This window comes from bacterium (assembly GCA_018812485.1).
Taxonomy (GTDB): domain Bacteria; phylum JAHJDO01; class JAHJDO01; order JAHJDO01; family JAHJDO01; genus JAHJDO01.
This window is the reverse complement of record JAHJDO010000014.1, coordinates 1-22,799: the sequence shown is the minus strand read 5'-3', so window position 1 is coordinate 22,799 and position 22,799 is coordinate 1. Positions and strand designations below refer to the sequence as shown.

Here is a 22,799-nt window from a genome sequence, read left to right as displayed (position 1 = left end):
ATTTCTGAAATGGGCAAAGTGCGGATGAAACATGGTATGAAATCTGAATTAACTCTGCGAGATGGAGAAAAGAAAGACTGTAAATTATTATGGGAATGGAGAAATGAAAAAAGCGTAAGAGAGGCATCTTTTAATTCAAAATATATTTCTTATGAAGAGCATAAGAAGTGGTTTCAAAAAAAAATAAAAAGTAGAAAGGAAAAGATTTCCATTATTGAAAGTGAATTCGGCAAGGAAATAGGACAAGTAAGATTTGATTTTAATTCTCCAGGAGCAGCGGAGGTTAGTATTATTATCGACAAAACTGAAAGAGGAAAAGGTTACGGTATACAAGCTCTACGGTTATTTTGCGAACATACTTTCAAAAATTACCCTATAAAAAATATAACTGCTCACATAAAGCAGAAAAACACACCTTCTTTGAGAATATTTAAAAAATCCGGTTTCACGATAAATAGATTAAAAGAAGTTAAAGGATTCAGCTGCTACGAAATGATTCTGGAGAGAAACAGTCAAAAAAGAGTTAATGGTTTATGAAAAAAATTGCTGAGAAGATATTCCTTGTAGGCAGGCGAATATATCTTCGCCCTCTTAACCAAAGAGATATAAATAAAAAATATTTATCATGGCTTAACGATAGTGAAGTGACAAAATATATGGAGATAGGAATTTTCCCAACAACTAAGAATGAGCTACAAGATTACTATGAGAGAATAAACAAAAGTAAAACCGATGTAATGTTTGCTATTGTTACAAAAAAACAAGGCAGACACATAGGCAATATCAAATTGGGTAATATAAATTGGGTTCATAGGTTTGCTGAACTGGGAATTATGATTGGAGACAAAAGATACTGGAGCAAAGGTTATGGACAGGAGGCATGCCAACTATTATTGAAATATGCTTTTAATAGATTGAATTTGAATAAAGTTATTTTGGGTGTACATGCACCTCACAAAGCAGCAATAAAAGCATATCAAAAGGTTGGATTTCAGATTGAAGGTAGATTAACAAAAATGCTTAATTTAGATGGGAAATATGTGGACAAGGTTTATATGGGAATCCTACAAAGAGACTTTAATAAAGACTAAATTGCGAAATTCACAAGCTGAATTATGCGGCTTATCAAATCGATGATATTCAAGGGTATATGTGAATAAAAACAAGGTTATTATCTATCTTGTAGAATTAGCTCATAATGGTTTTGGATTAACCTTAGGAACAATTCCATTGGGAATTGGCACTATAGGGGCATATTGTAAAAAATTGCATGGTGATGAAATTGAACTAAAACTATTCAGACAGTTTGATGATTTATACAAAGCAATTAAAAAAAAGACTCCACACATTGTCGGATTTGGCTATTACTCATGGAATGACAATTTGAGTCTTACTGTATCCGCCTTTCTCAGATGCATAGCTCCCGATACATTGATTGTTTTTGGCGGGCTTAATATAGGATTTGTGAGCACAAATACAACTCAAAAATTGGAGAAAAATGACGATTCCGTGTCGTGTTTGTTAAATGAGGATTTGCAACTGCTTATTTCTAATCCGCATATTGACATTATTGTCCATGGTTATGGAGAAGTGCCATTTGCAGATATTGTAGGTAGATTTATTGCATGCAGAAAGCGATTGGAACTAAAAACTCAGAGAATTAATGGATGCAGTGTTTTAATAGGAGAAAAAGTATTCAGCGGGAAACCTGCTCCAACGCTTTATGATTTAGATGAAATACCTTCTCCTTACTCAATGGGTTTATTTACAGATTTTTTTGAACGGTTTCAATCAATGCCCCAGCTTGAAACAGCCAGAGGATGTCCTTATAGATGCGGTTATTGTACGATTGGAGGTCACTCTTCGCGCCTTTACACTCATAGCGTGGAGTATCTTAAAAGGGAGATTCTGTATTTAAAAGACCACAGCCCAAATAGAGTTTTGAGAATAGCAGACCCAAATTGGGGAATTGTTGCTCACGATGTTCAGCTGGCAGAGTTTATCAGAACGCTTTACAACAACTGTGGTTATCCAGTTTCATTAAGAGTTTATTACGCGGCAAACGGACCGATTGAAAATGTTAAAAAAATGGCAAAGTTATTGAAGCCTTTACTGCCTCTAAACATGAGTTTCCAGTCCTTTAATAAACAAGTTTTAAAGAATGTTAAAAGGAGAAATATATCCTTGGATAAAGTTAAAGACATGGTTATATTTGCTCATACAAACAAAATCGCAACTTCAACCGAGCTTATTTCGGGATTGCCGGGTGAAACATACAACTCGTTTCGAAAAGGATTTTTGAAAGCCATACAGCAGGGTTTTGATAGTATCTATATTGGTCAGTTTTATCTAATTAAGGGAGCTGAATTGTACGCAGAAGATGCAAGAAGACAATATGGATTTAAGACAATGTATTCACTACTGGGAAAAGATGTAACAAAAGTTAATGAGCATTATGTTGTTGACGCAAATGAGATTGTGACAGAGTCAAAGACAATGAATCAACAAAATTTTTGGAAGATTCATAAATTCAGTCTTTTTGCTCACCTATGCTATGCCGCAGGATTTTTGAAGGAAATAATTATGCATTGTCTCAATTACAATATGACTCCATCGGATGTTTACGATGAATTAGTAACTCATAAAGAGAACTATGAATTTTTTAGCACGATAGCTTCGCAATATATGAGAGATATCAGAGGTTTGCACTTTAAAACAACAGCAGCTTTGAAAAAGAAATTAATGAGTTCTATTAAAAAGCATGCCAATATTGATTCATTTGATGTTTATAAGCACTTACGGTCTATAATGGGTAAAACGCTTGGAATCCAAGAAAAGCGAGTTTTTATTGCAGAGTATGTTAAAGCGGCTTGTGCTGTTTATAAAAAGAGTAAGAAATATCAGGTTAGTAGACAGAAAGACTTTCATAAAATATTAAATATGCTCGCTTCTTTGACAGCCGATATTATAATTACTCCCCTTCAGAGGACTCAAGAAAAAATTCTTTATGAGTGCTCCTATGATCTTATTGCGTGGGCAATGGGCAATTATGAACAGCCGCTATTAGAATATCACCTAAAAAGTTCCCGACTCTTTGCACTGGTCGTAAGGAATATAGAGGAACATTATGATTTCATTGAGAAAGCAAAAACTTTGACAGAGATAGAAAAGTACGATTTTTATTTTAGCACTATGGTTTCGTCTAATATGAGACGCTATATTTCTTATGCAAAAAGAAAAACAGCGGGCTTGAAAACGGTTTAGGGAGAACAAATTATGGATATTTATTTTGGAAGTTCATGCATCGCCAAAGCAAAAAGTGGTCTAAAAAAACAATTTATTCTGTTTCAATCGAAAAATATATTAGTTATTTCCGATAAACCATTTGTTGCTCTCTGCCTTAAAGGGAATAGAAGAGTTTTTATCTGGGGCATGATTTATGCGGTGAAGTCACATAATGGAACATATGCACCATCAAATATTGCTTCTGACAGGGGAAAAGCAATCCTAGAACATACGTTTGAAAACCATATGATTGAAGATATCCCTAAATATTTAGAAGGGAATTTTATAGGCATTTCAATATACGGGTCTAATAAAGCGGTAATTTTTGGAGATGCTTTTAATCGTACAGAGGCTTTCTATGCGTTTAAATCTAAAGAAGCAATTGTTTCCAGTGATTTAGAAAAAATAGTTAAACTTATAGGCGGGGTTCACTACTCTCAGGAAGCACTGGCTGGTCTATTAACAGTTTACGGAGGATGTGTTCCAAAGAAACATACTATTTATAAAGAGATTAAACGCCTTGGAGTTGGTGAATATTTAGTATTTGATAACAATGCTATTAGAATAAAAGAGATAGAATTTACTCCTGTTAATTCGCGGCAGTTTGGTGAGCGCGAACACCGTGAGTATGCCGATATTCTTGAAGATGCGGTAAGAATTAGAAGCTCAAATCACTGTAATTGGATCTTTCTTTCAAGCGGGTGGGATTCCACAGCGCTTTTAGCAATATTAGCTAAACATAATAGAAAATCAAAGGTTAGAGGTATCATCGGGCAGATGAATTATTCAGCGCGCTCTGGCACTATCAATCAATTTGAGGTAGACAGAGCCAAAAAATTTGCGCAGTACTATAAAATTCAAGTAGATATAGTTCCCTTGGATTTATGCAATCAGGGTGCTGTAGATTACTGGAAAATTATACGTGCTCCTTTGCGAAGACAGCATATTTACACAATAACTGCTTACAATCCTTATAGATTATCCGATTTTGTTTTAAAACACGGCAGCGCTAAAGATGCTGTTTTTTCAGGTGAAATAAGCGATGGCGCGCATAATTTAGGCTTTTCACAATTTGCTACGATTTTAGATCATCCCGATTTGGGATTCCGTGAATACAGCGACAAAATGGCTTCTTATCTTTACGGGGCTAAGTTCTTCGGACGTGTTATAAATAACGATTATAAGAGTGATATTGTCTATAAATTTCTTAAAGAACGCTTAAAGCCGGCTATTTTTGATGATAAAAGCGATTTGCATAAAAAACAACGGTGCTTTAAATATCTTAGTTCGTTTTTCCTCGGGAGTAAACGTATGCCATTTTACAGCGTCTTGAACAAAAAAATGCTTACATATGATGGAGCTAAAAAATTTGAAAACGAAATATATAGAATCTATCTTAGGGATGCAGTCGATAGTTTAACTCCTGAAACACTTTATGCTTGGATGTTATATCTCTACAACAGTTTTCATTGGCAGAGTAGTGCTGTCAGGACATTTGAAACAAGACTTGTTGCAGGTGCCATGAAAATTAGATCGCCTTTTTGGGATGGCAGGTTACAGCGTTTTCTCAGCGAAATGCCTGAAAATTGGGGAAGAGGACTTGAGCTCAAACCTACCAAGTATCCCCTAAAATGGATGCTTGCAAATAATCTGGACTACCCTATAGATTTTCAGACTGGACCTCACTCTTATCTTTACGACGTAAATCATGGATTTTGCCATTTCAATGAAATTCTTTTTGAATCTTTTGTGTCAACTTATTTCAAAGAATTGATTAAAGGTTATCCGTACGAAAGTATATTGCAAGAAGATTATTTCAATCTTCAATATATGCGAAAGATTGTAGATGCTTACTTAAACGGCACAGAACTAATTGGCACAGAATGCACAGACCTGATGTCTTTGGTAACTTTATGCTTAATAGGCTGGTACTAATCTTATGTCAGAAAAAGAAATAAAAATAGTCTTTGAAAGAATTCGATTAATACATTATCCCATCATAATGTATCATTTACAGCGAAGGCATAAGATATATGTTTTTGACTTTACTTATGACATGAAGAAATGCACGTGGCTGCGACGATTAATAAATGCTGAAAAAATCATTAGGATTTATATTAAACCCCATACTAAAGAGCACGGCAGAGCTATTGACCAGACAGAAGTAATATATAATAATTTGAAAAATAAAAGGTTGCAGAGAATTATTGCCGGTCTTTATGGAAGCAATGAAATAGATTTGATATTTAAGAAATCGTTGTTGGAAGAAATATTTAAGTATATTTATATAAACAATTATTTAAATGCCGAAGGGGAAAGAGCAGGTTTGCAAAAAATACTTTTTTACCCTGACTATTATAGATTCTATGAAAAAATGATTGCTGAGCATAGTAATTACAAAATAAATGCTCTTAAAAACATTGACTTTTGCAATTGGATTCTCCCCCTATTACCTATTATCAGAATATGCGACAAGCTCAGGTTTTTTGGAAAAACGTTTTTCTATCTTCTTCTTAAGGTCGCGTTAATAATCACAGGAAGATTAATTCATGCAGCCTCCCCGAGTATTAGTCATTTCAAATATGCAGTTCCTATAGATCAAGTATTTCTAATCAAGTTCAAGGGTGGGAGAAACTTTGACTTTATATTAGATCATAAGAAAATCAATATAGAAAATACCATATTCATGCTTAATATCTCGGTCGATGATGAATGGCTGACTTCTTATAAGAAGAAGGGGTATAACTTTCTAAGAGGGCAAGGGATATACAAATACATAATATCTAATGTTTCAACTAACCGGATAAGTGATGTTTTTTTTGCACTGTTAGGAATAGCGATAAGATTCAACAGTTCTTTATTGACATTTTTATCAGCCTCTATACACAGTCTGAATACCTTTATTGAACAGCAGATAATCTTTAACCGTGTAAGTTTTAAAAATTATATATATACAAATCAGGAATCACTAAGGCAATTAGCTATCAATATTCTTGTGAGAGAGCAAGGCGGAGAAACATGGGATTATGCCTTTTCTATAGGGAGAGGATTAATCTACGCCAAGGATGATGATTTCAACTGTTATCGTAATATATTGTGGGCATTTTTGAACAGCGATAATTATCTTGCAGTACACGAGGATATGGTTAGTTATCACGGATTACATTTACCAAAAGTGAGAAAATATCATATTATTGGCAACATCTATTCAGAGATGGTGTCTAAAAGCTCAAAGGAGATGGAAAAAAAATTAATATTAGAACATTTCAAGCTTAATATAAATAGCGAAACAAAAATACTAGTTTTTTTTGATACAACTTTCGTAGACTCGGAGGACGCTCCTACTACTTTTCAAGATGCAATCTATTTTTACCAGGACATAATAACGTTATTGGATGAAAGGGAGGATATTCTGGTAATAATTAAGTCGTCTAAGGATGAAGCTTTTTTTGTGTCACCTTACTCGCAATGGTCTTCTGCCAAAAGAGGCAGGGATATTATTCACTTATGGAACATTTTAAAGCGAAACCCAAAAGTTTATTGGGCAGGAGATTCAGGCGATACCCCGTCCATTATGGCAGCCAGTGATTTGGTAATAACACATTGTTATTCGTCTCCGACGGTTGAGGCTCTTGGTGCAAGGAAAAAGGCCATCTGGTATGAATCCGGGAATAAGCATCGCGGTACTATTTATGACAATATCCCCGGATTAGTAATACATGGATATGCAAATCTTAAGGAAAGAATTGATTCTCTTTTATACAAGGTTAATGATGAAGAATACAATAACTATTTGGACCAATATATAAAGGGGAAAGTCGAATCATCACTTGATGGTTTGGCCTTAACAAGGTTCAGACAATTGCTAAAAAAATAAATACATTATATGAATAACAAAGATAAGCAGGAACAAATTAAAAACTCTTTTTTTTACATGTTGCCAATGTTAATTAATACTCTGATGCCTTTTATTACGCTTCCTATCTTTACAAGAATATTAACTAAAGAAGATTACGGTGTTTTGGCTTTGTCGCAAGTATATGCTACATTTGCTGCCGGTTTGGTAAACTTTGGCATGGTGGCATCTTATGACCGTAATTATTTCAAATATAGAAACGATAAACAGAAGTCTGCGCAATTACTATATACAACTTTGCTGTTTGTAACCTGCAATTTTTTGTTCTTGCTTGTTTTAACTTACTTGTTCAGGGTTCCCTTATCCAATCTTATTTTCCATTCCCCGTTATATGTTCGTATCATGCTCTGCGCCTTTTGCGCCAGTTCTGTAACCAGGCTGCACCAGTATTATTTGGCATATTTCAAGAATTCAGAGAAAGCTAAACATTATGTAGCTTATACCATAGCATACATTTTAATTAGCTTTGTTCTATCTCTTTATATGATAGCTTTCCTACGAATTGGTGTAATCGGGTTAGTTTATGCGCAATTGTTTTCTTCAATTATAATGTTTTTTATATTGAGTTATAAATCCCTGACTTTATTACCATTGTCATTCAGCAAAAAGCTATTATTGGAATCACTTAAAATAAGTTATCCTTTAACGCCGCGAATATTTTTTGGAGTCATAGGATCTCAATTTGATAAATACATGATTGGTCTCTTGGCGTCACTGGGTGGCGTAGGCATATACAGTATTGGACAAAGAATATCTTATTTCGTTTTTAACTATATGACATCATTGGAACATGTGTTCATACCCCAAACGTATAAAAAGATGTTTGACCTGAAAGAAAAAGGCGGAGAATCAGTTGGCAGATATCTAACTCCGTTTGCTTATGTTTCTATTGCTATTGCTCTTATTATAGCTTTATTTTCGGAAGAGATTATATCTGTGTTGACTCCATCGTCTTATCATAGTGCCATTAATATCGTCATTATTCTTTCCATGTATTACGGATTTCTATTTTTCGGAAAACTAACTGGCAATCAACTTATTTTCACGAAGAAGACTCATATTGCCTCTCTTCTTACCATGGTGGCAATCGGCTTGAATATTCTGCTAAATATACCTTTTATAATTAAGTGGGGCGCTATTGGTGCCGCATGGGCAACGTTTATAGCAGGACTAATTTCCGGGTCAATTTTTTTTGTAGTTGCTCAACACTACTACGAGATTAAGTGGGAATACAAGAAAATAGCAGCAATTTTTCTGGTATTTTTTGGTTCTTCTCTTCTGATGATTATACTGAGGAATTTTTCAGTTGAGTATTCTATTCGCCTAATGGTCAAATTGACATCTTTATTATGTTATGCGTATGTTGGCCTCAGAATAAGACTTCTTACCAAAGAGAATTATAATTTGGTTAAAAATATAATTTCATTTAAGAAAAAGACCTCCTAGAAAAAGGCATCTATGAACCGTGTAACTCTAATTCCTAAAAAATTTGCAAAAACCTTGATTCCAAAGTCAATTGGCTCAAATTCATTATGTTACTATTTAAGTGATGATACTGCCCATTTAGTATACTTGCAAAATAAACTAGGTGATAAGATAGAGATTAAGACTCTGTCCGGTTTGTTCAACGAAACCTTTCAAGAAATCAAGGGCGCTTTTTTGCATCTAATTTCAGAATTAAATAGGAAAGACGATTCACTTGAGTGGTGGGGTGCGAATTTTGCTTCTGGAAGTACCTCTGCATCGCGATTACACCTTAATACTACATATTTATTTTGCGCAAAAAAAATACTCTCTGATTCAGATAAGGATTTAATATTTATTGTGGACAGTTCCGCATTGGCGGATTGCATTTCAAATGTTGCAAAGAAAGATGAATATCAGGTTGTGACCAAGAGGATAAGATTGAATGAATATATGACGATTATAAAGAGATGGTTGATCTATGGTGTAAGTATTTTTTATTTTTTGTTGGAGAGACTGCAAAGCCGTAGAGCTGTATTAGCTTTGTTTAAACCAGATAAGGCGAAAAAAACGCACGCAAAGAAAAGGGTGGTTATAAGAAGCTGGGTTACTATTGATAAATCTGGAAAATTAAAAGATAGAAATTTTGGTCCTTTGCCGGAGTGGTTGCGTGCTAATAATTATGAGGTATGGATCCTTCCCATGTTCTATAATTGCCACGAATCTATAGATAAAATATACGCTCTGGCAAAGAAGCAAGAATTGTCTTTTTTGATTCCTGATCAATATCTGAAAGTGTCAGACTATTTCAGAGCACTATACAATGATTATAAATTACTAAAAAAGCATGTAAGTAATATTGAAATTAAAAAAATAGATATTAGACCTATATTTATTGAGATACTGAAAGAACAACCATTCCAAAGAGAACTTCTTAACCTGAATTTATGTTATGCCATGCTTAAGAGATTGAAGGAACTGGGATTTGAAATTGATTATTTTTACTATCCATTTGAGAACAATACCCCTGAAAAGTCCTTTATCCTTGGTTGTCGAACGTTCTTTCCAGATTCCAAAATTGTTGGTTTCCAACATACCACATTTTTCCCAAACCAACTGGCTTATCACTTAGCTCCTGGAGAAAAAGATCATCATCCTTTGCCTGATAAAATTATTTACAGCGGTCCAATTTATGTTAAACTGCATGAAAAAGCGGGGTTTCCTCGAGAGATATTATACTCAGGTCCTAACCTTAGATTCGAATCCGTATATGTACATAACTCAAGCAGTAAAGATAATCTGTGTAATGAAAAGAAGGTGCTTATGCTTCCTCTTGCATTTACATCCAGCCATAATCTTGCATTTGAACTTTTTCTAAAAGTAAAGGAAGCATTAAAGAATACACAAGGTTACAGGGTATACATAAGAACACATCCTTTGCTGTCAAGAAGGACACTGACGAGGTTCCTGTTCAGTATTGGGATGAGGGATTATAAATTTGCTGATGGAGGAATCATTCAGGACTGGCTTCCGAAATCGTATGCTGTTATCTCAACAGGCTTTTCAATAACCGTAATGGAATCTGTGGTAATGGGCACTCCGGTTATTCGTGTGATTCCTGATAATACTTTTTATTACGATCCTTTTATGTCCCCCGATTATCCTTTGAAGCCTGTTAATACTGCTTCTGAGATAAAAGAACAACTGCAATTAATCGGAACACTTCTTGACGGAGACAGGGAAACGTTTCATAAGATTGCAAAACAGGCATTATCTGAGTATTTTACAAAACCGACTAAAGAAAAAATGAAGGTTTTTTTATAAAGGAGCTTTTATGAACGCAAACAGAAAAGTACCGGTATTAGGTGTAATCCCCGCCCGTATGGCTTCAAGCCGTTTTCCTGGAAAACCTTTAAAACTAATACGTGGGAAGCCAATGATATGGCATGTATGGAGGCGTAGCTTGTTGAGTAACTTTCTGGATGATGTGGTGATTGCTACCTGCGATGAAGAAATCAAGGACATTGCGGAAGGATTTGGCGCGCGGACAATAATGACGTCAAATAAACACACGAGGTCCAATGATCGGGTGGCTGAAGTGGCAGAAAAAATCCCGTGCGATATTATCTTAAATATTCAGGGGGATGAGCCGTTGTTGAATCCACAGCTTATTGATGATGTGGTAAAGGAATTGAAGAATAATGCTGAGATACAATGCGTAAATCCTGTTTCTGAAATCAAGACTGAAGTTGAAATGAATTCTGCTCATACAGTAAAGGTAGTTAGTACTATCAAAAAGCGTGTTGCGTATTTTTCCCGATATCCCATACCTTCAGCATTGATCAACGAAAGAAAATATCCTGTTTATCGTCAAGTTCCAATTCTAGGATTCAGGAGCGATTTTTGTGTGAAACTTTCAAAGCTTCCTGAAGGCCCTCTGGAATTACAGGAAGGGATTGATTTGTTACGTGCGATTGACCATGATCTGCCTCTACACATTTTAATAACAGAAATGCAAACAATCGGAGTAGATACCCCTGATGATTTGATAAATGTTGAAAAGGCATTGGAAAATGACTCTGTTTATCAGATGTTGAGTGAGGATTGAATATGTCAAAGATAGAGATAAATGGTAATTTCCATAGGCTCAAAAAAAGGGGGTTGTCTCCTTTTGATTTGGAGAGATACAAGGAATACCGAAAAAAATGGGAAGAATATCCCAGCAAAAGAAGAGTTGGCCGTTTTCCAATTCATTTAGATATTGAGGCAACGTCATCATGCAACCTAAAATGCGATTTCTGCATTACAACACATGCCAATTTTGGGAATGGCTTGATGGAATTAGAAAGGTATAAGTCCATCATTGACGAAGGAAGCGAGAAGGGGTTGTATTCTCTTAAGCTGAACTGGAGAGGGGAGCCGCTTCTCCATCCAAAGCTTCCTGAGATGATTTCTTACGCAAAGGATAAAGGAATCATAGATGTATTCATAAACACCAACGCTGTGTTACTTACCGAAGCCAAGTCCAAAACCTTAATTGAGTCTGGAATAGACCGAATAATTATTTCTTTTGAAGGTTATGAAAAAGAATTTTATGAATCACAGAGAGTTGGGGCTGTTTTTGAAAAAACGTTAGAAAATATCAAAAACTTTATGTCAATCAAAGAAAAACTCAACAAATCTCTTCCTTGGGTAAGGGTGCAGACAGTATTACTTGAAGAATTAAAATCAAACATAGAGAACTATTGTGAATTTTGGGATGAGATTGTTGATGAGGTTGCATACATTGACTTAAAAAATGAAGTTAACCGTGTAGCATTAGGTAAGAGCGATTGGATTTGTCCTCAACTCTGGCAACGCATGACAATTTCTTGGGACGGACGAGTCATGCCTTGCGTGAACGATACCTTTTGCAAAATGTGTCTTGGTAAAGTTCCTGAGATAAGTATCGAAGAAGCATGGAAATCTGATAAACTGATGCAAATGAGAAAAATTCACGATGATGGCCGTGCTCATACAATAGAAAGCTGCTTAGATTGTCCGTTACGATCAGCTCAAATCATTAAAACAAGTGTTTTAGAGAAAGGGGGAGAATAATGCCAGATAAGGATTTTAACGGGTTTAGGGTATTAGTAACTGGCGCTTCGGGTGGTATCGGCAGAGTCCTTGTTAATGAATTATTGAAGCGAGGAGCCCGTGTCGGAGCACATTATTGCAAAAATAAGCCAGATAGCGAAGAATTAGTGTCAGACACAAAGATTGATGTGAAAGAGAATTTGTGTATTTTAAAAGCGGATTTACGGAGTATTCAAGAAACGCAGTACCTTTTTAAGAGCTTTACAGACTGGGCTGGCGGGATAGATGGATTGGTTAATAATGCAGGAGATGTGAGTATCCGTAAGCACTTTCCCGATATTGCAGAAGCGGATATGGAGGCAGATTTAGCCTTGAACTTGAAAGCGCCATTTCGGTTAAGCAGACTTGCAATAAAAAGAATGGAAAAGGATGGAATAAAGGGGTCTATAGTAAATATATCAAGTATTGCTGCTAAATTTGGGGGGAGTCTTCACACATTATTTTATGGTTTATCGAAGTCTGCTCTAGAGACGATGACCTTTTCTTTAAGCCGATATTGTGCTCCTTTAGGAATAAGAATTAATGCTTTAAGACTGGGCGTTTTTGACACGCCATTTCATCGGCGTCATATAAAAGACCTTGATGAGAGAATACAATTAATCCCGGCAAAAAGGATGGGCACCCCTGATGAAGCCGCTTGGTGGATTATGTGTCTTTTGAACAGCAAGTCAGCATATATGAATGGACAAATAGTTTCTTTGACAGGCGGAGAATAAAGGGCGGACTTATGAACACAAAAAAGCTTATAAAATGGCTTGAAGTTTTATTGTATTTTGACGGTAGAATGGCTATGAATCGTATACTAGGATTGCCCGCACAGACAAGAAAAGAGAGGCAGATATTTAAGAAAGTTTTTGATAATGTCACAGGCAAGAAGCAAATTAGGGTCTTTGAGTGGGGCAGTGGATTCAGTACCGTTTACTACGCAAACTATCTCCGCAAAAAAGGCATAGAATTTGAATGGCATTCAATAGAAAATAGCATAAGCTGGTATGAAAAGGTCAAATTAATGGTAAAAAAGAGAAATCTGGAGACATACGTTTCATTATATGTCAAAGAATTTAAGCCATTTTGGGAAAAACCCGACTGGGTAACACCTCCTCTTTGTGGAGTTTTTAGTCCGAAGTTAGAAAACGAGAAAACCTATGTTGCCTTTCCCAAGAAATTTAAGAAAAAATTCGATATTGTGATTGTAGATGCGCGCTTTAGAAGACATTGTATTCAAACGGTTAAAGAAATCCTTTTACCTGCAGGTATAGTAATTTTGCATGATGCACAGAAGAAACATTATCATGTAGGCCTGGATTATTTTCGATATAAAAAATTTATTAACAGTGGTTCGTGGTGGCCCTCTCAAGAAGTGAAGAATAAAGTTTGGATTGGAAGTATGTCAGATAATAAGATATTTGAAGCATTAGAGCGTTTTTAATGAATATTTATTAGCAGAAGGAGATTTGTGAAGAAGTTCAAAGTGTTAATCCTATATCCGAATGGTAAATTATTGAATCCGCCACCGATCTCGGTAGGAATATTCGTTGCCTTATTGAAACAGGAACATTTTGAGGTAGATTTGTTTGATACAACATTTTACACCAGAGATGAAATATCCTCTGATGATGCAAAGGAGAAAAATTTACAGGTCAGACCATTCGACTACGGTCAAAGAGGTGTCAAGCTAAAAGAAACAAATATGGGATCTGATTTAATAAAGAAAGCAGAAGAATTTAATCCTGATTTAATTGCCGTCTCTGTCTTGGAATGTACTTACCCTATAGCTACATTTTTGCTTAAGTCAATCGAAAATTTTAATATTCCGATTATAGTAGGAGGGGTCTTTGCAACATTTGCTCCAGAAATTGTGCTTTCAAACAAGAATGTTAACATAGTTTGTTTGGGCGAAGGCGAAGGAGCACTTGTTGAAATCTGCAAGAAAATAGCAGCAAATAGGGATTACTTGAATATAGAGAATCTCTGGGTTAAAAAAGGGAATAAAATAATCAAAAATAGGTTAAGAAAACCAATTGATCTAGAGACTTTGCCCATTCCTGATTACAGTCTCTTTGAACCAGAAAGACTTTTTCGACCTATGGCTGGGCAGATTTATAGGACAGTACCCATAGAGACAAATAGGGGATGTCTTTATGCATGCACTTTTTGTAATTCTCCGTCCATGGATGAATTATATAGAAGAAATGATTTTAAAACTTTTTTCAGAAAGAAAAGCATAAATCAGATTCAAAAAGAACTGCAATATTTAATTAAAAAATGGGACGCTGAGTATATTTATTTTACGTCAGATACTTTCCTGACAATGAATGACAGTGAATTTGATAGATTTGTAAAGATATATAGTGAATTTAAACTCCCCTTCTGGATGCAATCAAGAGTAGAAACGATTACAAAGTATAGAGCCAGGAAACTGAAAGAGATCGGTTGCCATAGAATGTCCATTGGCTTAGAACATGGGAACGAGGAATTCAGGAAAAAAGTGCTCAAGAAAAAATTTGATAACACAAAAATTATTGAGGTTTCTAAAATACTCGCAGACGCTGGAATTCCCTTGACGGTAAATAACATAATTGGTTTTCCAGATGAAACCAGAGAACTCGTTTTTGATACAATTGAATTAAACAGAAAGTTAACTTTTGATACTACAAATGCTCTTGCTTTTTCTCCTTTTCATGGGACTCCTTTGCATAAAGTTTGCGTAGAAAGAGGATATATCTCAAAGAGTTTCAATCCCGGATCATTGAATGTTGATGCATCTCTTAATATGCCTCAGTTATCAAGGGAGGAAATTATAGGATTAAGAAGGACTTTTTCCCTGTATGCAAGAATGCCTAAAAAGTATTGGCAAAAAATAAAAAGAGCCGAAAAGTTTGATGCAGAAGGTAACAGGATATTTGAGGAGTTAAGAAAGGTTTATCAGGAAAAATATTTTAATGTTGGCAAAAGTTCTTGATTGGAGACTCTTTTTAGGAGGAAGCATTAAAAAATATCATGAATGAAATAAAAAATCCCCTTAAAGCAGGAATAATAGGTTACGGTAAGGTTGGTAAAATACGCAATGAATGTATTAAGGCTTGTCCCCATTTAGAGTTAATAGGTCTTTGTGATATAAACACCGAGGCAGTCCAGAATTCCAAAGTGCCGTACTATTCCGATTATAAAAAATTATTAGATAAATGTCCTGATATGGTTTTTGTATGCACCTATAATTGCTACACTACTGAAATTGTTATTGATGCAATATCACGAGGGATTCATGTATTTAGTGAGAAACCTCCGGGAAAGACGTTAGAGGATGCCAAAAGCATACACAATGCTTCACTAAAAAAATCAAAGGTTAAGGTTAAATTTGGCTTTAATCATCGCTATCATGAGGCAGTAATCGATGCCAAGTCTATTGTCGATAAGGGACATTTAGGGCAGGTTATGTGGTTAAGGGGTGTTTATGGAAAGGCTGGGGGTTCTGGATACGATAATAACTGGAGAAACAATGAAAGTTTATCCGGTGGAGGAATCTTGATAGACCAAGGGATTCATATGTTAGACTTATTCCGGTATTTTTGCGGAGGGTTTGATGAAATAAAAAGTTTTATCGGACATTCATTTTGGTCAGTTGGGGTTGAAGACAATGCTTTTGTTATGATGCGTAATAGTAGCACAGGTCAGACAGCAATGCTCCATTCGTCAGCAACGCAATGGCGGCACAAATTTCTTCTGGAAATATATCTAGAAAGGGGGTATTTGGAGATAGACGGGATATTGTCTTCAACGCAATTATACGGTAAAGAAACATTGAAAATCGCTTCTTGTATTTATGACAAAAAGGGATATCCTCTGCCTAATCCGCAAGAAAGCATAACATATTATGATGACGATAAGTCATGGATTGTTGAAGTTAATGAGTTTGTAGGGTATATAATGGAAAACAAACCTGTCTCTAATGGTGGCGTTGAAGATGCAGTAAAGACCATGGAATTGGTCCAGAAGATTTATAATGCTGATGAGCGATGGAAATTTAGAAACGCTCTTAGGAGGAAATAGGTAATGAAAAATGTTGTGTTTTTAGATAATTTGAAGGAGTCAGACATTCGTTCAGAAGATGTTTACAATAAATATAAGCATCTTCTTCTTGAAGACATACAAAAAATATTTCCCAACAATTCTATGTTTATAACGATTAGTTGCCCAGGCTGTTCAGCTAAGGATTCGAAATTTGCATTTAAAAAGTTGGGATTTAATTACCATTTGTGTAGTAAGTGTGGTTCTCTCTATGTTTCTCCTAGACCAACAGCAGAGATGCTAAGAGGTTTTTATAAAGATTCTCTGGCGGGTCGGTTTTTCAGAAATACCTATATGAAAAATACGTTAGAATCTCGATCTAAAAAAGTTTTTTCACTTCGTGTCCAATGGATAATGGAGCTGGCTGCAAAATACCTCTCAAATACAACGGTTCTTTTAGATTACGCAACAAAATATCCAACTTTGTTACAAGAAGTTGCTAATATAAATATTTTTAAATCTATCCTATCACTTTTGCCTGAATGTTTTGAGCAAGAAAATCTACTCCCTAAGAACGTTAAGATTATTGAAAGTAATAAAGCTATTAAAAGTAAAATCGACCTATTTTTGGCATTTGAAGTGATAGAGAGAGTCTTTGAGCCCATGAAGTTACTTAAAGATGCATATGGGGCATGCAGAAAGAATGGACTATTGCTTATTACTTCAACAACAATCAGCGGTTTTGAGTATCAAATATTAGGAGAATATTCTCCCAATATCATCCCACTCGACCGTATTAATCTCCTGTCTATGGAAGCATTGACAGGCCAGATAGAAATGGCGGGATTTGAGATAATTGAAGCCAGTACTCCGGGGAGACTTGACGTAGAAATAGTTAAAAACACCTATGAGAGAAATCCTGATATTCCACTTCATAATTTCTGGAAATATGTTTTCTGTAAGCGCAATGAGAGCGTATTGCATTTGTTTCAAGAATTTTTACAACAGTCCCAATTGAGTTCTCATGTTCGCATTGCAGCTATAAAAAAATAAACTTTGGGAGATGACGAATTAATATGAAGATTCTTTTTCTGTATCCCAATAAAGTAATGACAACACGTATGCCACTTGGTATCAGCTATCTGTCTTCGTACCTAAAAAGGGATGGTCATGAGGTCAAGGTTTTTGACACAACATTCATGAAATGCAGCGATATTCAAAATGATGAAGAACTGCGTGCTCTATCATTACAGGTACGCAATCCAGATCTTAAAAAATACGGATTAATAGAAAAAGATACTGATGTCATGGCTGAACTTGAATGCGTAACTAAATCATTTAATCCTGATATAATTGCCATGAGCGCGGTTGATCCTAATTACGATTTTGGTTTGGAACTGCTAAAAAAAATTAAAACTAAACATAAGAATATAATAACAATAGTTGGTGGATCTACAGCGACCTTTGCTCCAGATGAAGTGATTGCAGAGGATTGTGTGGATATGATATGCATCGGTGAAGGAGAAGAGGCAATAAGTGAGTTATGTAATAAAATGCAACATAGAAAAGATATTAAAAATATAAAAAATATGTGGATTAAAGAAAATGGGGAGATTTACAAAAACGAGGTTAGGCCATTACTCGATGTTAATAAAATCCTTCTTCCAGATTGGGATATCTTTGACCAGCGACACATTTTAAGACCATTAGGTGGTAAAATGTATAGGATGGGAATTTTCTCTATGACTCGAGGATGTTTGTTTCGTTGTAAATACTGTGGGAATTTTGCATTATCTCGAATATATAAACATAAGGGGGAATTTTACAGAATTAAAAAACCCGATTTATTAATTAAGGAAATAGTGTCCTACAAAGAAAAATACAATCTGAATTTTGTGTTTTTTATAGATGATATTTTCCCACTCCACGAACGCGAGATATTAGATGATTTTTGCAGGCTCTATAAGAAACACGTTGATCTTCCATTTTCTGTCAGCTTACATCCCGGGCTCATAGAAGAATGGGCGTTTGCTAAGATGGTTGATGCAGGTTGTCGCAACGTATGTGTTGGGCTAGAATCAGGGAATCCAAAAATAAGAAAAGACGTATTAGGAAGAATTTATAAAAATGATCAGATAATTTATGTATTTAGTCTAGCGCGAAAATATAAAATACGCAGTTCATCGTTTAATATGATTGGAATACCCTATGAGAAAAGAGTACATATATTTGATACCATAGAACTTAACAGAAAAGCAAATCCTACTACGACCACGCTTACCTTTTTTCATCCCTATCGCGGCACTGAACTACGAAATTTGTGTATAAAAGAGAACTTTTTTGATCCTTGCAAAGAAAAAAAATACGAAAATGTTTATAGAGCAGAGTCATGCCTTAGCCTTAGACAGATTTCTAATAAGACTCTACGTGGTCTGTTTCAAACGTTTCAATTATATTTTAAACTTCCGAAAATCTTTTATGGATTGATATGGATAGCAGAGGGAGACAATTTTTTAAATAAGATTATTTTTGACATATTAAAACGAATATTTTATCGTCTCACAGACAAAGAATCAAAATGGGATTTTATCCAGACAAATAAAGTCCGTGGGTACGCTTCGATGAGGAGCATTAAATAACTAAAGGAGGAGATAAAAGATGTCTACTCGACACAACATAGAACAGTTACTTGAAAAATCTTCAAATATTCAACAATTCTCCAAACATTATTTCAGCTATTTTCTTAAATTGCTAAATGAGCTTGATTTGGATGCCATTGCGGCATTTGCTGATGAAATGGAAAAGGCTCGGCAAAATCGCAATACAATCTTCTTCATTGGAAATGGGGGTTCTGCTGTAACTGCCTCACATATGGCAAATGACTTTGGCAATGACATCCGCAAAAGAACCAAAACTGACACACCATTTCGTGTTCTATCATTGACTGATAATACAGCCGTTATGCTTGCGATAGCAAACGATGATGGATATGATAATTTATTTGTTGATCAGCTTCGCATTCATTATCAGCGTGGAGATAAGCTTGTCGCTATTTCAGCAAGTGGGAATTCGCAAAACATAGTTACTGCAGCTGAATGGGTTAAAGCCCAAGGCGGTGTGGTCATGGCTCTTGTCGGATTTGATGGGGGGAAACTAAAAGAATTTTCTGATGTGGTTATTCATGTCAAATCAATGAAGGGAGAGTTCGGACCGGTTGAAGATATCCATTTAATTATGGGCCATTTATTATCCTATTGGTTGCAGCATAGAATACAGAAAGAACAAAATATGGAGAAAAAGTGAAGAAACCATTAAAAGGCGTAAAGACCTTAATAGGGCCTTCTGTCTTTGGTGTATACGATCGTACCCCCTTAGAGCATTTAGCAAAAGCAGGTTGTGAGATAATTACAAATCCCTATAAGCGCCGGTTGACTAAAGATGAATTACTTGAGCTATTATCCGATGATGTAGCTGGTTTGATTGCTGGTTTAGAACCTCTTGATCGAGAAGTTCTAGAAAAAACCAAATTGAAGGTTATTTCGCGATGCGGCTCAGGAATATCAAACATTGACTTAAAAGTAGCAAGAAAGTTACATATCAAAATTTGTTATACACCTCATGGACCAACAAGTGCTGTAGCTGAACTTACTATAGGCGTCATGATAAGTCTGTTGAGACAAATTCCACAGATGAATATGGATTTACACGGCAACAAGTGGATAAAGAGGGCTGGCGTGCAGCTTGAGGGCAAAACCGTTGTAATTATTGGACTTGGTCGAATTGGTAAAAAAGTTGCTACATTACTCAAGCCTTTCAATGTCAATCTTATTGCAGTTGAGCCAAGCTTACACAAAAATAGGAATGGATCAGCAGACGGGATAAAATTATATTCTCTTGCCCGAGCGCTTCCAATAGCTGATATTATAACTATTCATGCCAGTGGCGAACATCCGATTATTGGGAGCAATGAGTTTCGACTTATTAAAGAAGGTGTCTTTTTGTTGAATGCTGCTAGAGGGGGACTAATAGATGAGAAGTCTTTGATCCAAGCACTAGAAAATGGTAAAATTAGAGGGGCGTGGTTGGACACATTTAATTGCGAACCGTATTCCGGCCTTTTAAAGAAATATCCCCAAGTGATTCTAACTCCTCATGCTGGATCGTACACCGTTGAGTGCAGGAAAAGTATGGAAATTGAAGCTGTACAAAATTTAATAGACTATTTCAAGAATCAAAATACAATTCTATAAACACAACAATATTAATTAAAACCAATGGAAAACTTGAATACAAATCCTTTTATAACTGTTTTAATGGCTGTCTATAATGGTGAGAAGTATTTAAGAGAAGCTATAGACAGCATTCTAAATCAAACACTTAAAGACTTTATTTTTTTAATTATTGACGATGGCAGCGCAGATAGAACTGTTGAAATAATAAAGTCTTACAAGGATACAAGAATTAAGCTGGTCCTAAACGAAAAGAATATGGGGCAGATTGTGTCCTTAAATAAAGGGATTGAATTAGTAGAAACCCCGTTTATGGCAAGAATGGATGCAGATGATATTTCTATGCCTGAAAGACTCGAGATTTTGTATGGTTATATGACTAAAGATAGAAATCTTTCTGTGGTTAGTTCCTATTCAATAATAATAGACGAGAATGGCAACACTTTATCCTATTATAAGATTCCTCTAGGCATAAGAAATATGAAGTTTAAGGCACTGTTTGATTCACCTGTAAATCACGGGAGTTCATTAATGAGAATACAGCATATCCATCAAATGGGGCTTTATAACACTGAATTATTAATAGGTGCAGATTTAAACCTGTGGGTAAAGTTACTGGCAGACAACTATACTATATTAAATATTCCCGAATATCTTCTAAAGATAAGACAGCATTCTCAATCGCAGCTCAAATCTGCAAAATTGGAAAGTCTTTGTAACGAATACAGCTATACTCTTGATTATTATATAAAAACTTTTACGGCACTGGAAATTGATTTTGAACAAGTAAAAAAGCTAGCATTATTTTTGCACCATGGTAGCGAGTTTAATAAAGCGGATCTGAAACAAATCCAGATGAATTTCAGAAACATTCTCAAAAATCTTAACTTTGAATACCCTGCTGTAAAGAAACTTATGTCATATTATTACAGTGTTGCACATTATCACTATCATCTAGGGATTAACTGTACATATAGAAAAGATTATCAAAAAGCGCGCGGCAAGTTTATAAAGTCATTCTTCACATTTCCCCTAATGGTAAAATCTCTTTTTGCCTTTTCCCTCACATTTACTGGTAAAGATAGTTTTCATAGAGTGAGGGAACTCGCAAAAGGAATAATCTTCGGAATAAAATAAAAACATAATTATCATGCAAAAAACTAATATTCTCCAAATTATTGCTACTCTGGATATTGGCGGAGCGGAAAGACAGCTTGTAGAGCTGGTAAAAAGACTGGATAAGAATAAGTATAATGTTACTGTCTGCTGTATAACACGCGGAGGACCTATGGAGGAGAATTTAAAAAAACTTGGTATTGAATATCATCTTCTCCATAAAAGATTCAAATTTGATTTTACTGTTATTTTCAAATTAACTCGTTTAATCAGGCAGAAGAAAATAGATTTGGTTCATACATGGAATTTTACCGCTAATGCATGGGGCAGACTATGCGCGTGGGTTGCTGGAGTTCCAATTATCATTGCGTCAGAGCACGGAACATTTTCTCCTGTCTTAAAACGCCAAATTTTGGTTGATAAATTACTATCAAAATGTACTGACAAAATAATAACAGTATCTAATAATTTTAAGGAATGTATTGAAAGAATAGAGAAAATACCTCATGAAAAGATTATTGCGATTCATAACGGGATAGATATAAATGAATTTGGTACAAGCGTTAATAATGCAAATCTTAAAAATGAGCTTAAGATAGATAAAGAATGTCCTGTTGTGGGTATTGTTGCGCGTCTCGATCCTTTAAAAGATCACGAAAGCTTCTTGAGAGCAGCGGAATACATAATAAAGAAAATGCCTGAGGTGCGATTTTTGATAGTTGGAGACGGTGAGCTAAGAGGCAAACTAGAGTCTCTTGCAAAAGAAGTCGGTCTTAGCAAAAAAGTTATATTTACTGGTTTCAGGCGGGATATTACTAACATTCTCTCCATTATAAATGTATTTGTATTATGTTCGATCTCTGAAGCTCTGGGTATTGCTGTTCTTGAAGCAATGGCCTCATCGAAGCCTGTTGTGGCTACTAATGTTGGAGGAATACCAGAGGTAGTAAAGGATGAAGAAACTGGCATACTTGTGCCTCCAGGAAATCCAGAGGCATTGGCAGAGAGTATTACTAGATTACTGAAAAACAAGGAAGAAGCAAGAAGAATAGGACTTGCTGGAAGAAGACGCGTAGAGAAATATTTTGATATCAAATTAAAGGTTAAAAAAGTAGAAGAAATCTACGATAAATTAATAAATTTAA

The 22,799-nt window shown here is 35.3% G+C and carries 19 protein-coding genes; all 19 read left to right on the top strand.

What is annotated here, in order from left to right; translation table 11 throughout:
- Positions 1-36: 36 nt before the first annotated feature.
- On the top strand, positions 37-537 hold the full coding sequence (locus KKC91_00995; protein MBU0477134.1) for a GNAT family N-acetyltransferase: 501 nt from the start codon (positions 37-39) through the stop codon (positions 535-537).
- Positions 534-1,091 carry a GNAT family N-acetyltransferase gene (locus KKC91_00990; protein ID MBU0477133.1) on the top strand — a complete coding sequence of 186 codons (558 nt, stop codon included), beginning with the start codon at positions 534-536 and terminating at the stop codon, positions 1,089-1,091. Before KKC91_00995 ends, KKC91_00990 begins: the two co-directional genes overlap by 4 nt.
- A 61-nt stretch (positions 1,092-1,152) precedes the next feature.
- Positions 1,153-3,264 (top strand): radical SAM protein, encoded by a 2,112-nt coding sequence (locus KKC91_00985; GenBank protein ID MBU0477132.1) that lies wholly within the window; start codon positions 1,153-1,155, stop codon positions 3,262-3,264.
- Positions 3,265-3,276: 12 nt separating this feature from the next.
- Complete coding sequence (locus KKC91_00980) at positions 3,277-5,220, top strand: hypothetical protein (GenBank protein ID MBU0477131.1); 1,944 nt, start codon at positions 3,277-3,279, stop codon at positions 5,218-5,220.
- A gap of 4 nt (positions 5,221-5,224) precedes the next feature.
- Positions 5,225-7,162 carry a hypothetical protein gene (locus KKC91_00975; protein MBU0477130.1) on the top strand — a complete coding sequence of 646 codons (1,938 nt, stop codon included), beginning with the start codon at positions 5,225-5,227 and terminating at the stop codon, positions 7,160-7,162.
- Between the two features lie 9 nt (positions 7,163-7,171).
- Entirely contained in the window at positions 7,172-8,647 is a 1,476-nt protein-coding gene (locus KKC91_00970) for an oligosaccharide flippase family protein (protein ID MBU0477129.1), read from the top strand.
- A 12-nt stretch (positions 8,648-8,659) separates the two neighbouring features.
- A complete protein-coding gene (locus tag KKC91_00965; protein MBU0477128.1) occupies positions 8,660-10,489 on the top strand; it encodes a hypothetical protein in 1,830 nt (609 codons plus the stop codon).
- A 10-nt stretch (positions 10,490-10,499) separates the two neighbouring features.
- Positions 10,500-11,273 carry a 3-deoxy-manno-octulosonate cytidylyltransferase gene (locus KKC91_00960; protein ID MBU0477127.1) on the top strand — a complete coding sequence of 258 codons (774 nt, stop codon included), beginning with the start codon at positions 10,500-10,502 and terminating at the stop codon, positions 11,271-11,273.
- 2 nt (positions 11,274-11,275) lie between these two features.
- Complete coding sequence (locus KKC91_00955) at positions 11,276-12,262, top strand: radical SAM protein (protein ID MBU0477126.1); 987 nt, start codon at positions 11,276-11,278, stop codon at positions 12,260-12,262.
- Positions 12,262-13,017 (top strand): SDR family oxidoreductase, encoded by a 756-nt coding sequence (locus tag KKC91_00950; protein ID MBU0477125.1) that lies wholly within the window; start codon positions 12,262-12,264, stop codon positions 13,015-13,017. Before KKC91_00955 ends, KKC91_00950 begins: the two co-directional genes overlap by 1 nt.
- A gap of 11 nt (positions 13,018-13,028) precedes the next feature.
- On the top strand, positions 13,029-13,730 hold the full coding sequence (locus KKC91_00945) for a hypothetical protein (protein MBU0477124.1): 702 nt from the start codon (positions 13,029-13,031) through the stop codon (positions 13,728-13,730).
- Positions 13,731-13,757: 27 nt separating this feature from the next.
- Positions 13,758-15,263 carry a B12-binding domain-containing radical SAM protein gene (locus tag KKC91_00940; protein ID MBU0477123.1) on the top strand — a complete coding sequence of 502 codons (1,506 nt, stop codon included), beginning with the start codon at positions 13,758-13,760 and terminating at the stop codon, positions 15,261-15,263.
- A 38-nt stretch (positions 15,264-15,301) separates the two neighbouring features.
- Positions 15,302-16,351, top strand: a complete 1,050-nt coding sequence (locus KKC91_00935) for a Gfo/Idh/MocA family oxidoreductase (protein ID MBU0477122.1) — start codon at positions 15,302-15,304, stop codon at positions 16,349-16,351.
- A gap of 3 nt (positions 16,352-16,354) precedes the next feature.
- Positions 16,355-17,362, top strand: coding sequence for a class I SAM-dependent methyltransferase (locus KKC91_00930; GenBank protein ID MBU0477121.1), 1,008 nt, complete (start codon positions 16,355-16,357; stop codon positions 17,360-17,362).
- A 23-nt stretch (positions 17,363-17,385) separates the two neighbouring features.
- On the top strand, positions 17,386-18,948 hold the full coding sequence (locus KKC91_00925) for a B12-binding domain-containing radical SAM protein (protein ID MBU0477120.1): 1,563 nt from the start codon (positions 17,386-17,388) through the stop codon (positions 18,946-18,948).
- Positions 18,949-18,967: 19 nt separating this feature from the next.
- Positions 18,968-19,612: an SIS domain-containing protein gene (locus KKC91_00920; GenBank protein MBU0477119.1), complete on the top strand. Its 645-nt coding sequence runs from the start codon at positions 18,968-18,970 to the stop codon at positions 19,610-19,612.
- Positions 19,609-20,559, top strand: coding sequence for a phosphoglycerate dehydrogenase (locus KKC91_00915; protein ID MBU0477118.1), 951 nt, complete (start codon positions 19,609-19,611; stop codon positions 20,557-20,559). Before KKC91_00920 ends, KKC91_00915 begins: the two co-directional genes overlap by 4 nt.
- 24 nt (positions 20,560-20,583) lie before the next feature.
- Positions 20,584-21,675 carry a glycosyltransferase gene (locus KKC91_00910; GenBank protein MBU0477117.1) on the top strand — a complete coding sequence of 364 codons (1,092 nt, stop codon included), beginning with the start codon at positions 20,584-20,586 and terminating at the stop codon, positions 21,673-21,675.
- A gap of 13 nt (positions 21,676-21,688) precedes the next feature.
- The coding region (gene pelF / locus KKC91_00905; GenBank protein ID MBU0477116.1) for a GT4 family glycosyltransferase PelF at positions 21,689-22,799 on the top strand (1,111 nt) is incomplete at its 3' end.